This is a genomic window from uncultured Desulfovibrio sp. (assembly GCF_949282365.1).
Taxonomy (GTDB): domain Bacteria; phylum Desulfobacterota; class Desulfovibrionia; order Desulfovibrionales; family Desulfovibrionaceae; genus Desulfovibrio.
Genome location: NZ_CASDOY010000057.1, coordinates 1 through 12,070, shown reverse-complemented (window position 1 = coordinate 12,070; position 12,070 = coordinate 1). Strand labels below are relative to the sequence as shown.

The 12,070-nt window shown below is 66.1% G+C and carries 15 protein-coding genes; 7 read left to right on the top strand and 8 right to left on the bottom strand.

The window, feature by feature from the left end:
• The 7 genes from Q1X76_RS09105 to Q1X76_RS09075 all read left to right on the top strand — a co-directional run.
• A partial coding sequence (locus tag Q1X76_RS09105) for an SPOR domain-containing protein (RefSeq protein ID WP_300719408.1) occupies positions 1-320 on the top strand: 320 nt, incomplete at its 5' end.
• Positions 321-338: 18 nt separating this feature from the next.
• On the top strand, positions 339-1,133 hold the full coding sequence (locus Q1X76_RS09100) for an ABC transporter permease (protein WP_300719406.1): 795 nt from the start codon (positions 339-341) through the stop codon (positions 1,131-1,133).
• 6 nt (positions 1,134-1,139) lie between these two features.
• A complete protein-coding gene (locus Q1X76_RS09095) occupies positions 1,140-1,955 on the top strand; it encodes an ATP-binding cassette domain-containing protein (RefSeq protein ID WP_300719404.1) in 816 nt (271 codons plus the stop codon).
• Between the two features lie 375 nt (positions 1,956-2,330).
• Positions 2,331-2,780, top strand: coding sequence for an outer membrane lipid asymmetry maintenance protein MlaD (gene mlaD, locus Q1X76_RS09090; RefSeq protein WP_300719402.1), 450 nt, complete (start codon positions 2,331-2,333; stop codon positions 2,778-2,780).
• A 1-nt stretch (position 2,781) separates the two neighbouring features.
• The gene (locus Q1X76_RS09085; protein WP_300719400.1) at positions 2,782-3,438 is read left to right on the top strand and encodes an ABC transporter substrate-binding protein; all 657 of its coding nucleotides are present in this window, start codon (positions 2,782-2,784) and stop codon (positions 3,436-3,438) included.
• A 20-nt stretch (positions 3,439-3,458) separates the two neighbouring features.
• Complete coding sequence (locus Q1X76_RS09080) at positions 3,459-4,292, top strand: VacJ family lipoprotein (RefSeq protein WP_300719398.1); 834 nt, start codon at positions 3,459-3,461, stop codon at positions 4,290-4,292.
• Between the two features lie 134 nt (positions 4,293-4,426).
• Positions 4,427-5,389, top strand: a complete 963-nt coding sequence (locus Q1X76_RS09075; protein ID WP_300719396.1) for an ABC transporter ATP-binding protein — start codon at positions 4,427-4,429, stop codon at positions 5,387-5,389.
• A 355-nt stretch (positions 5,390-5,744) separates the two neighbouring features.
• Here Q1X76_RS09075 and Q1X76_RS09070 read toward each other — a convergent pair whose 3' ends face one another.
• The 8 genes from Q1X76_RS09070 to Q1X76_RS09035 form a co-directional block, all read right to left on the bottom strand.
• Positions 5,745-6,395 carry a class I SAM-dependent methyltransferase gene (locus Q1X76_RS09070; protein WP_300719394.1) on the bottom strand — a complete coding sequence of 217 codons (651 nt, stop codon included), beginning with the start codon at positions 6,393-6,395 and terminating at the stop codon, positions 5,745-5,747.
• Between the two features lie 260 nt (positions 6,396-6,655).
• The gene (ilvC, locus tag Q1X76_RS09065) at positions 6,656-7,657 is read right to left on the bottom strand and encodes a ketol-acid reductoisomerase (protein ID WP_300719392.1); all 1,002 of its coding nucleotides are present in this window, start codon (positions 7,655-7,657) and stop codon (positions 6,656-6,658) included.
• Between the two features lie 160 nt (positions 7,658-7,817).
• A complete protein-coding gene (gene ilvN, locus Q1X76_RS09060) occupies positions 7,818-8,306 on the bottom strand; it encodes an acetolactate synthase small subunit (protein ID WP_300719390.1) in 489 nt (162 codons plus the stop codon).
• A gap of 12 nt (positions 8,307-8,318) precedes the next feature.
• Complete coding sequence (gene ilvB, locus Q1X76_RS09055; RefSeq protein WP_300719388.1) at positions 8,319-10,010, bottom strand: biosynthetic-type acetolactate synthase large subunit; 1,692 nt, start codon at positions 10,008-10,010, stop codon at positions 8,319-8,321.
• A gap of 23 nt (positions 10,011-10,033) precedes the next feature.
• Positions 10,034-10,261 (bottom strand): DUF465 domain-containing protein, encoded by a 228-nt coding sequence (locus Q1X76_RS09050; RefSeq protein WP_300719386.1) that lies wholly within the window; start codon positions 10,259-10,261, stop codon positions 10,034-10,036.
• A 59-nt stretch (positions 10,262-10,320) separates the two neighbouring features.
• A complete protein-coding gene (locus Q1X76_RS09045) occupies positions 10,321-10,620 on the bottom strand; it encodes a YggT family protein (protein ID WP_300719384.1) in 300 nt (99 codons plus the stop codon).
• Positions 10,621-10,622: 2 nt separating this feature from the next.
• The gene (locus tag Q1X76_RS09040) at positions 10,623-11,267 is read right to left on the bottom strand and encodes an HAD-IA family hydrolase (protein WP_300719383.1); all 645 of its coding nucleotides are present in this window, start codon (positions 11,265-11,267) and stop codon (positions 10,623-10,625) included.
• Positions 11,267-12,070, bottom strand: an 804-nt coding sequence (locus tag Q1X76_RS09035) for a hypothetical protein (RefSeq protein WP_300719381.1), incomplete at its 5' end; no start/stop codon positions are given. The genes Q1X76_RS09035 and Q1X76_RS09040, both read right to left, overlap by 1 nt.

The following is a 12,070-nucleotide window of genomic DNA, read 5'->3' as shown; positions in this document are numbered from 1 at the left end:
CGCCGTCCGCAGGGACGGCGCAGGACGGCGCGATAGCAGCGGCGCCGGCCCGCCAGCAGGCGGCAGCGCTCTATGACTTCGTTTTCCAGGTGGCGGCCTTCCGCAACACGGACGATGCCGACCGCCTGCGCCAGCGTCTGGAAGGCCGGGGCCTGCGCACCCGCGGCCAGAAAAGCGGCAAGCTGACCCTGGTCATGGTCCACATGCGCGGCACCGATCAGGACGCCGCCGACCTCAAGGAAGAGCTGCAGCGCATGCGTCTGGGCTCTCCCCTGCAAAAATCCAAAAAACAGGTGGGCGGCAAGCCCCGTCCCCGCTAGCGAGGCGTGATACCCCTTATGAGCAGCATTCTGACGTTCTGCAACCGGCTGGGCGCCGCCGTGCTGCGCATGCTGGACAGTCTGGGCGCCGTGACCCTTTTCATGCTCGACGGCCTGCGCCACATCTTCACCAGTCCCCGCATCTTCGTCCGCAGCGTGCAGCAGCTGTACGTCATCGGCTACAAGTCCCTGTCCGTCATCCTGCTCATCGGCATCTTCTGCGGCATGGTCCTGGGCCTGCAGGGCTATTACACCCTGGTGCAGTTCGGCTCCGTGGGCATGCTGGGTTCGGCCGTCTCCCTGAGCCTCATCCGCGAGCTGGGGCCCGTGCTCACGGCCCTGATGCTGGCCGGGCGCGCCGGCTCCTCCATGGCGGCCGAGATCGGCGTCATGCGCATCTCGGACCAGATCGACGCCCTGGACGTCATGGACATCAATTCCATGGCCTATCTGGTCAGCCCCCGCCTGCTGGCCGCGCTGCTGGCCTTCCCCCTGCTCACGGCCGTTTTCGACGTCATCGGCATCATCGGCGGCTACCTGACCGGCGTGCTCATGCTGCACATCAACGAAGGCGCCTACCTCTACCGCATCGCCAGTTCCGTGACCATGAACGACGTGGCCGGCGGCTTCATCAAGGCCGTGGTCTTCGGCCTGCTGGTGACCACCGTCTGCTGCCATCAGGGCTATACCACCCATCTGCGCCGCGACAGCGTGGGCCCCGAGGCCGTGGGCAATGCCACCACCTCGGCCGTGGTCATCTCCTCGGTGCTCATCCTGGTGGCCGACTATGTGCTGACCTCCTTCCTGCTGTAGGTGATCATGAACGCCTGGGACATCTCCTTTTCCTCCCTTTCCGTAGGCTACGGCAGCCATGCCGTGCTGCACGACATCAACGCCACCCTGCCCGGCGGCAAGGTCTCCGTCATCCTGGGCGGCTCCGGCTGCGGCAAGTCCACCCTGCTGCGCCATATCATCGGCCTTTCCCGGCCCATCAGCGGCAGCCTGCGCATCGGCGGCCAGGACCTGTTCAGCCTGCCCCGGGCCGAGGCCCGGCGCATCCGCCGCCGTATGGGCGTGCTCTTCCAGGACGGCGCCCTGCTGGGGGCCCTGACCCTGGTGCAGAACGTCTGCCTGCCCCTCAGCGAACACCTGCGCCTGCCCAGGGCCGTGCTGCGCGACGCCGGCCTGCGCGTGCTGCGCATGGTGGGGCTGGAAGATTTCGCCGATTATTTCCCCAACCAGCTTTCCGGCGGCATGCGCAAGCGCGCCGGTCTGGCCCGGGCCCTCATCGCCGAGCCGCGCATCCTGCTCTGCGACGAGCCCACCTCCGGTCTGGACCCCATCACCGCCGCGCGCATGGACGCCCTGCTGCAGACCATGCACCGGCAGTTCCCGGAAATGACCCTGGTGGTGGTCAGCCACGACCTGGCCAGCCTGCGCTGCATCGCCGAACATGTGCTGGTGCTGCGCGAAGGGCGGGCCGTCTTTTCAGGGAGCCTGCCGGAACTGGAAGCCAGCCGGGATCCCTATCTGCTCCAGTTCCTGCGCCGCGAAGGCGGCGACGAGCAGGCCCTGGCCGACGCGCCCGCCGACCCGCGCGTGCGCGAGGCCCTGGACAAATGGTTCAGGACCTAGGCTGCGGGGGCCCGACAGGCTGCGGGAATGACACCAGGAGCCGGGCAGGCTGTGCGGGAACGGCCGCGCTATCTGCCGGAGAGGCGGCGGTGACGGCCCGCGCCACGCGGAGGTTCCGGCGGTCCCGTACGGCCGCATCCCTCCGCCGGGCACGCGACGGAGGCCCCGCCCCAAAACAGCGCCAACGCGCCGTCACAGCGCCGGCGCGCCCGCGGGCATGGCCCGGTAGCGGGGCAGCGCCGGAGACGGCACGGCCATTTTTGAGACCCGGCGCACCGCGACGTCCCCGGTCGCGGATCGTTGCGGGCGCAGCTTGAAGATTGCCCTTGCCGGGCGTATAACCATAGCGCGGCATTGCCGCACGAGGAAATTGCCATGAATCCTTTTCGCCAGACCGCTGTAGGCGTCTTTGTCCTGCTGGGCCTTGTCTGCGTGGCCTACCTGACCATCAAGCTCGGCAAGATGGAGGTCTTTGACAGCAAGGGCTTCGAGCTTGTGGCCAACTTCAATTCCGTCTCCGGCCTGCGCGTGGGCGCCGACGTGGAGATGGCCGGCGTGCCCGTGGGCCGTGTGGCTTCCATCAAACTGGACGACGACCTGTCCCGGCGTCAGGCCCGCGTGGTCCTGATCCTGGACAAGGACCTGCAACTGCCCGCCGACACCATCGCCTCGGTCAAGACCAGCGGCCTCATCGGCGACAAGTACGTCAACCTGACCGCCGGCGGTTCCGAAGACATCCTGGCTTCCGGGGACACCCTGGAAGAAACGGAATCCGCCGTGGACATCGAATCCCTTATCAGCAAATACGCCCTGGGAGGAGTGTAACATGATCCAACGTCGCGCCGTGCTCGGCCTGCTGGCCGGTGCCGCCCTGACCCTCTGCCTGTCCCTGCCCGCCTTTGCCCCCGCCGCCGACGCGGCCGGGCCCTCCCCGGCCCGCAAAGCCCTGGAAGTCTCCATCACCCGCGTGCTGGACTGCATCAAGAACCCCGACTATGTGAACCCCGCCACCCGGGCGCCCCTGCGCCGCCAGATCGAGGACGAGGTCCTGCATATCTTCGACTTCGGCGAATTCTCCTCCCGCACGGTGGGCCCCCGCTGGAAGGAATTCACGCCCGACCAGAAAAAGCGCTTCAGCGACGCCTTCGCCGACCTGCTGCTGACCACCTATCTGAACAAGGTGGACGGCTATAACGGCGAACAGGTGGTCTATACCGGCGAGCTCGCCAACGCGGCCGGGAACCGCGTGGAAGTGCGCACCGAGATCACCATGAAGGACGGCACCCGCGTGCCCGTGGCCTATCGCATGATGACCAAGGACAGCAGCTGGCGCGTCTACGACATCATCGTGGAGAATCTGAGCCTGGTCAAAAACTACCGCACCCAGTTCCAGGACATCCTGACCTCCGCCAGCCCCGACGAACTCATCGCCCGCGTCAAGGCCAAGGCCGACGAGGTGCGCAAGCAGCCGGCCGGCAAATAGCCGCCGTCAAAGGAGACAGCATGCGATCTCTCCTTCTCGCCCCTGTCCTGCTCCTGACCGTCCTGTACGCGCTGCCCGCCGGGGCCTCGCCCGCCGCTCCGGCCACGGAACACGCGCCGTCGAGCCTCTACGACAGCGCCAGCCCCACCATGCCCGCCGGCGCCATCTCCGTGCATCCCTATGCGCACGAAGACATGAACGACGCGGAATCCCTGGACGACTACGACAGCGAGCCCGCCGCCTCCATCGCCGACCCGCTGGAGCCCTGGAACCGCTTCTGGTTCGCCTTCAACGACATCTTCTTCCTGCACATCGCCAAGCCGGTCTACAACTTTTACGAGACCGTGGTGCCCCAGCCCATCCGTGGCGGGGTCAAGAACTTCTACGCCAACCTGCTCATGCCCAAGCGCATGGTCAACTGCCTGCTGCAGTTCCGCATCAAGGAAGCCTTTGTGGAATTCGGGCGCTTCTGCATGAACACCACCGTGGGCCTGGGCGGCTTCGCCGACGTGGCCGCCACCAAGAAGATCCTGGTGGACATCGATCCCGGCGGCGAAGACTTCGGCCAGACCCTGGGCCGCTGGGGCATCGGCCACGGCTTCTACATCGTCTGGCCCTTCCTGGGGCCCAGCTCCGTGCGCGAGACCGTCGGCTTCGCGGGGGACTGCGTCACCGACGTCTTCTTCTATGTCTATCCCTGGGAACTGGCCACGGCCTCGGAACTCTACCTGCGCTTCAACGCCCTGGACGACCTGCTGCCCACCTACGAAAGCCTGAGCGGCATCGCCGTGGACCCGTACATCGCCGTGCGCGAGGCCTACATCCAGTACCGCGACGCGCGCGCCAGACGCTGACCGCCCGTTGCCACGACCTTTGCGGGGGAAGGACTTTTCCGTCAGGAAGGGCTCCTTCCCCTTTTTCGAACCGCCACCGGGACGCCCGCCCCTGAGGCCGCAGGCCCCGGCCAGGCCAACCGCCGGACCCATCCATGCATCTGGACGATACGCTCAATCTGGAGCAGCTTTCCGTAAGTTTCAGCACCGATGACGGCATCCTGCCCGCCGTGCACGCCGTCAGCCTCGACCTGCCCCCAGCGGGCATCACCTGCCTGGTGGGCGAATCCGGCTGCGGCAAGAGCCTCACGGCCCGCGCCATCCTCCACCTGCTGCCCGACAACGCCCTGCTCAGCGGGCGCATCATCTTTCGCGGGCGCGACCTGCGCACCATGAGCGAAGAAGATATGCGCGCCCTGCGCGGACGGCATATCGCCATGATCTTCCAGGAGCCCATGACCTCGCTCAATCCGGTGCTGAAAGTGGGCATGCAGACGGCGGAGCCCCTGCGCCTGCACCTGGGCCTTTCCCGCCAGGAGGCCCGGGCCGAGGTGGTGCGCCTGTTCACCGAGGTGGGCATCCCCGCCCCGGAAAGCCGCTATGAGGACTACCCGCACCAGCTTTCCGGCGGCATGCGCCAGCGGGTGATGATCGCCATGGCCCTGGCCTGCAAGCCGGACCTGCTCCTGGCCGACGAGCCCACCACCGCCCTGGACGCCACCATCCAGGGCCAGATCCTCAACCTGATCATGGCACAGAGCCGCAAGCGCGGCATGGCCGTGCTCTTCATCACCCACGACCTGGGCGTGGTGGCGCGCATCGCCGACAGCGTGGGCGTCATGTACGCCGGGCATCTGGTGGAACGCGCTCCCACGGCCGAACTGTTCCGTGCCCCGCTGCACCCCTATACGCGCGGCCTGATGCGCTCCGCGCCGGGACGCGACGCCATGGGCTGGAAGCGCCTGCCCACCATCACCGGCAGCGTGCCCCGACTGGACAACATGCCCGCGGGCTGCCCCTTCGCGCCCCGCTGCGACCAGGCCTTGCCCCGCTGCTTCGACAGCGCGCCCCTGACCCGTTGCGAGAACGGGCACAGCGTGGCCTGCTGGGCGGTCTAGGCCGTCGCGGCTTTTCATGGTGAGGGGAGAGGGCCCTTTTGCTAGCGGCAAAAAGGGCCCTCTCCCCTCAAACTCCCCTCTCCCCCAAAACCCGCCATCACGCCCATCCGCCCTGCGGACGGGCTTTTTTGTCCTGGTATCGTAGCCGGCTCCCTGTGAGCGCACAAAGGGCACCGGGGAAAGATGGCACCGGCAGGTGGCGATCGACAGGCCATAGCCGTTACGGCGAAGGACGGGCAGTGATGAAGGAGAGGCTCTCCCCTGCCCGAGACAAGAAAAACACCCGCGGACGGGTGTTTTTTGTCTGACGCTCACAGGCGGGCGGTGTCGAAGGGGCGGCAGCGGGGGATGCACGTCATGGGCGGTCCGGCTCTCCTCCATCCGCCACGGCAACCACCCCCTGTCGCTCAGGGGACGGGATGCGCCGGACCAGGACCTGGACCCAGCGTTCCCGCAGCTCCGACGCACGGTCGTCCTCCCCTGTCCGCATGTCCAGGCAGACAAGCTCCGGCAGCGCATCCAGCAGGTCCCGGACGCCGGCCTCGTCCATATCGGTGAAGCGGCGCCCGTCCAGGCTCTGGCGCTGCCCCCGGCCGTATTTGAAATTGAAGAACATCACGCCGCCGGGACGCAGGGCACGCTGCAGACGCCGCAAGGCATCGGGCAGATCCGCCGGAGCCACATGCAGCAGGCTGGCGCAGGCCCAGATGGCATCGAAACGCTCCTGCCACGCCAGCTCTTCGAAGCAGAGCACAGGCACGTCCTGCCCCAGCAGGAGCGCCGCCTGCCGGGCCATCTGCGGCGAAGCGTCGAAGGCCTCGACCCGGAAGCCCGCCTGCCGGAAGGCCAGCGCGTCCCGTCCCGACCCGCAACCGGCATCGAGGATGAGCCCGCCGGGACGCACATGCGGCAAAAAACGGGCATACAAAGGCCGCAGGTCCATATCACGGGCTGCCGCGGCATAGCCGGCCGCACGCTGGTCATAGAATGTCGTATCCGCTGCCACAAACGTCCTCCCTTTTGCCTGGTGTCGGGGCGCAGCCGGCCGCCTGCCGGATGGATGACCTGCTGCCTGACGGAACGGGAGCAGGACATCTGCCTTTGTCCTTTCCCGCCTTCCTGCGCAGGCGGGGGCGGGATGCCGGGCCGCCGCCTGCCCGGGCCGCGTCTTCGGACGCCATGCGCCGGGAACACCCGGCCCAGCCCGCGAAACGAAAAAGGGGGACCGAAGTCCCCCTTTGGCGAGCGTCATGACGGACAGCAGGACTAGTCCTTCTTGTCCTTCTTCAGCCAGGTCATCATGCCGCGCAGTTCCTTGCCCACCTGTTCCAGCTGGTGGTTGGCTTCGTTGCGGCGGGTGGCCATGAACATGGGATAGTTGGCGCGGGCTTCGAGGATGAAGTCACGGGCGAACTTGCCGCTCTGGATGTCCTTGAGCACGGCCTTCATCTCCTGCTTCACGGCGGGGGTGATCAGGCGGGGGCCGGTCACATAGTCGCCGTATTCAGCGGTGTTGCTGATGGAGTAACGCATGCGGGACAGGCCGCCTTCGTACATCAGGTCCACGATGAGCTTCATTTCGTGCATGCATTCGAAGTAGGCCATTTCGGGCTGGTAGCCGGCTTCCACCAAGGTCTCGAAACCGGCCTTGATGAGGGCGGAGATACCGCCGCAGAGCACGGCCTGTTCACCGAAGAGGTCGGTCTCGGTCTCTTCGCGGAAGCTGGTTTCGATGACGCCGGAGCGGGTGCCGCCGATGCCCTTGGCGTAGGCCAGGGCCACCTTCAGGGCCTCACCGGTGGCGTCCTGCTGGATGCCCACCAGGCAAGGCACGCCGCCGCCTTCGGTGAAGGTGCGGCGCACCAGATGGCCGGGGCCCTTGGGAGCGATCAGGAACACGTCCACGTCCTTGGGCGGCACGATCTGGTTGAAATGGATGTTGAAGCCGTGGGCGAAGAGCAGGGCCTTGCCGGGGGTCAGGTTGGGCTTGATGTCCTTTTCGTACACGGCGGCCTGCACTTCGTCAGGCAGCAGGATCATGATCAGGTCGCCCTGGGCGGCGGCTTCGGCGGCGGACACGGGGGTGAAACCGTGCTGCTTGGCCAGCTCGTAGTTGGCACCGCCGGGGCGCTGGCCCACGACGACCTTCACGCCGGAGTCGCGCAGGTTCTGGGCATGGGCATGGCCCTGGCTGCCGTAACCGATGATGGCCACGGTCTTGTTTTTCAAGACGGAAAGATCGGCATCCTGATCATAGTAAACTTTCATGGTTCTTGTCCTTTGAATGGAAAAATACTCGGTATTCCCGAGGGGGAAACTTCTATTTGGGATGCTGCGGCGCAAATGTCAAGCGCCACGGCCCCTGATGGGCAAATTTGCCCGGGACCCGCAACGGCGGGGCCCGCAGGGGCCCCCGCCGCCGGGGATCTTATTCACACTTTTTGGAACGGCGCATGGCCACGGAACCAGTGCGGGCCACTTCCTTGATGCCGAAACGGTGCAGCAGGCTGAGGATGGCGTCCAGCTTGTCGTGGTCGCCGGTGGCCTCGATGGTCATCTCGCTGGAGCTGACGTCCACCACCTTGCAGCGGAAAATCTCCACGGTACGCAGGATCTCGCTGCGGGCGGGGCCTTCGGCCTGCACCTTGACGAACATCATCTCGCGTTCGATGGCGGGCAGGTCGGCGAAATCCATCACCTTGATGACGGTCACGATCTTGTGGAGCTGTTTCATGATCTGCTCCAGGATCTGGCTGTCGCCATAGGTGGTGATGGTCATGTGCGAGACGCCGTCCTCAAGGGTGGGCGCCACGTTGAGCGAGTCGATATTGAAGCCGCGGCCGCTGAACAGGCCGGCCACGCGGCTGAGCACACCGGGCTCGTTCTCCACCAGCACGGAAAGAACATGTCGTTGCATGGCGTCCCTCCTCTACACCAAGAGCATCTCGTCCAGGGCGGCCCCGGCGGGCACCATGGGATAGACGTTTTCCTCGCGTTCCACCATGACGTCGACGAAGGCCGGATTGGGCGAGGTCAGGGCCTTGCGCAGCACGTCCTCCAGCTCTTCGGGCTTGCTGATGCGGTAGCCTTCGGCGCCGTAGGCCTCGGCCAGCTTCACGAAGTCGGGCTGGGCCTCCATATTGGTATGGCTGTAGTTGCGATTGTAGAAGAGTTCCTGCCACTGGCGGACCATGCCCAGGTGGCCGTTGTTGAGGATGACCACCTTGACCGGGATCCTGTTCTGCACCACGGTGGCCAGCTCCTGGATGTTCATCTGGATGGAGCCGTCGCCGGCCACGTTGATGACCAGCTTGTCCGGGAAGGCGAACTGCGCGCCGATGGCCGCGGGGAAGCCGTAGCCCATGGTGCCCAGGCCGCCGCTGGTCAGCAGGGTGCGCGGTTTGGTGAAGGTGTAGAACTGCGCGGCCCACATCTGGTTCTGGCCCACCTCGGTGGCGATGATGGCATCGCCCTTGGTGATGGCGTACATGGTCTCGATGACCTGCTGCGGCTTGATGTGGCCGTTTTTGGTGTAGGCCAGCGGATGGTTGGCCTTCCACTCATGCACGGTCCGCAGCCAGTCGGCATGCAGGCCCGACCAGTCGGTATCGCCCATCTTGGCGCGGCAGATCTCCAGGATGCCTTCCAGCGCCAGACGGCAGTCGCCCACCACGGGCACGTCCACTTCCACGTTCTTGCGGATGGAGGTGGGGTCGATGTCGATATGCACGATGCGCGCATGGGAGGCGAAGTCGCGCAGGCGGCCGGTCACACGGTCGTCGAAGCGCGCGCCCACGCAGACCAGCAGGTCCGCATGGTTGATGCTCATGTTGGCGGCATAGGTGCCGTGCATGCCCACCATGCCCAGCCACAGGTCGCCGTTGGCCGGGAAGGCCCCCAGCCCCATGAGCGTGGTGGCCACGGGGATGTCCAGCTCGTGGGCCAGCTCGCAGAGCACGTCGGAGGCATCGGCCAGGATCACGCCGCCGCCCGCCAGGATGATGGGCTTGCGGGCCCTGGACAGTTCCTCGGCCGTGCGGCGCAGCTGGTTCAGGTTGGGCTTGTAGGTGGGGTTGTAGCTGCGCATGAAGATGTCCTCAGGCCAGACGAATTCCGTCCTGGCCTGCATGACGTCCTTGGGCAGGTCCACCAGGACCGGGCCGGGGCGGCCGGAGCGCGCAAGATAGAAAGCCTGGCGGATGATCTTGGCCAGGTTGCGCACGTCCTTCACCAGAAAATTGTGTTTGGTGCAGGGGCGGGTGATGCCCACGATATCGACTTCCTGGAAGGCGTCGTTACCGATCAGCTGCGTGGGCACCTGCCCCGTGAAGACGACCAGCGGGATGGAATCACAGTAGGCTGTGGCTATGCCCGTCACCGTATTGGTGGCGCCGGGTCCCGACGTGACCAGGCAGCAACCTACCTTGCCGGAGGCACGGGCATAGCCGTCAGCCGCGTGCACAGCTCCTTGTTCATGCCGCACCAGAACGTGTTTCAGTTCGGGATGCCGCGGCAACTCGTCATAAATATCAATCACTGCGCCGCCCGGATAACCGAACAGCACATCAACACCTTCTTTCTTGAGGGATTCAAGGAGAATCTGCGCACCTGTGAGTTCCATAGGGTCAACTCCTGCGCCAGCAGTTATGCTCCGGCGCGATGGCTATCCAAGAGCTCCATGAGCTTGGTTTTGCCTTCAAGTTTCTGTTTCTTAAGCTGCTTCAGGGTCTGTTCCTCGGTGGGGGTACGGTAAGACTTGCTTTCCAGCTTTTCTACCTGCTTGCTGTACAGCATGTGGTCTTCCCATAGGGATTTCAGCTCCGGATCAGTGGGCAGTAGCTGTTCGATGAGGTCAATTTCATGCTGATCCATAAGAAATCTCCAGTGTTAGATGTTCGGCGCCCCATACGGCGCCCTTGTGCAAACCGCTGCTACAACGTAGCGGCAAACTGGGCCAGTGATGCGATGACGATACGGTTGATGAGCTGGATGACCAGCAGCACCACCACCGGCGAGAAATCGATGCCGTTGGTATAGGTGAAGGGCAACCATTTCCGCACCCGGTAGAAGACCGGTTCCGTCAGGGTGCGCAGGGCGCGCACCACAGGGTTGTAAGGGTCGGGACGCACCCAGGAGAGCACGGCCGCCACGATGACAACCCAGAAATACAGATTGAGGACGATGGCCAGCAGATCGACCACGGCCAGGATGACGTTCTGTACAAAAAACATGCCTACTCCCATTCATTGCGCAGCAGCCCGGCCAGTTCCTCATAGCCGGCCGCCGCAAGCGGGCCCTGCAGCCCGCCGCCGAATGCCGCGAACACGACACCCGCGGCGGCGGCCGCCTCACGGTCATTGGGGCTGTCGCCCACGAAAAGCACCTGCGCGGGATCGGCTCCCCAGCGTTCAAGCACCAGACGCACCCCGTCGGGGGCGGGCTTGGGGGCCGCTTCCGTCGCCGTGACTACAGGATTAAAATAGGAGGGCAAGGCCAAAAAGTCCAGAACCCTTTGCATGCCTTCCGCGGTTCTGTTGGTGTGCACGGCCAGCCGCAGGCCGTGGCTGCGGGCGAGTTCGAGGAACTCCCGGTAGCCGGGGTAGATGCGCAACAGGGGGACGATGTCGCGGGAGTAGACGACCTCCGTGCGCAGGATCTCGTCCATGCGCCGGTGCAGTCCGGGCGGCACGATGTATTCCAGCGACTGGCGCGCCGTGGCCATGAAGGTATAGGCGTCCTGTTCCGGCGTCATGGGCGGCAGGCCCAGCGCCGCCAGCACCTTATTGTAAAACAGGGCGTTGGCGGTGCGGGAGTCGATCATGACCCCGTCGCAGTCGAAGATGATGCCGGTCAGCCCGTGCGGGAAAAGCCTGCCCATCAATCGTCCCCGCGCAGCACCACGAGGCGTTCCTGCTGCCAGCCGACGCAGCAGCGGGGAGCGCGCGGGCGTCCCAGGATGCGCCACAGGGGCGCGCGGGCCTGCAGCAGGGGCACGGCACGGCCCTGCGCATCGCACAGGCGCAGGGGGCCGTCAGCGGGCAGGGGCTCGAAAACGAGCTCGCCCTGGCCGTCCAGCAGGTCGCGGCGCATGCGGCCTTCGGCCAGCAGCAGGCAGTCCGCCGGGGCGAAGCGCACCACGGCGTCCAGCAGGCGCGGCCAGGGGGGCAGCAGGGAATCGTCCACCTGCACGGGGCTGTTGAGGGTGGCCAGCGTGGCCAGGGCGGCCTCGGTATCCCGGGCCTCGCCCGCCAGCAGGGCCGCCTCGTCAAGGTCGGCGGGGTCCATGTCCAGCGCCGCCTGCAGCCGGGCATTGCTGCTGCTCAGGCTGGAGCTCAGGGCCTGGAGCTCGGCCAGGCGTTCTTCCTGCAGCCAGCTCCAGAGCAGCATGCGCTGGGCCGCGCAGGCCTTTTCGCGCTCTTCCCGGGCGGCTTCCTGCGCCTGGGCCGTTTCCAGCGTCCCGTCGGCCATCAGACCGGCGCGCAGGGCGCTTTCCGCGCTGCTGCGGCGGGCCCGGCCCACGTCGGCCCCCAGCGTGCCCACCGGCTGGCCGGAAAGGGCCGCGTCGCCCATGCGTTGCAGATCGTCCAGGCAGGCCGCCGCCTCGCGCGGCGAAAAGGGCAGGCCCTCCGGCATGTGCCACGGCCCCTGGGGCGCCGGGGCGGCCGCGACCGCGGCGCGACG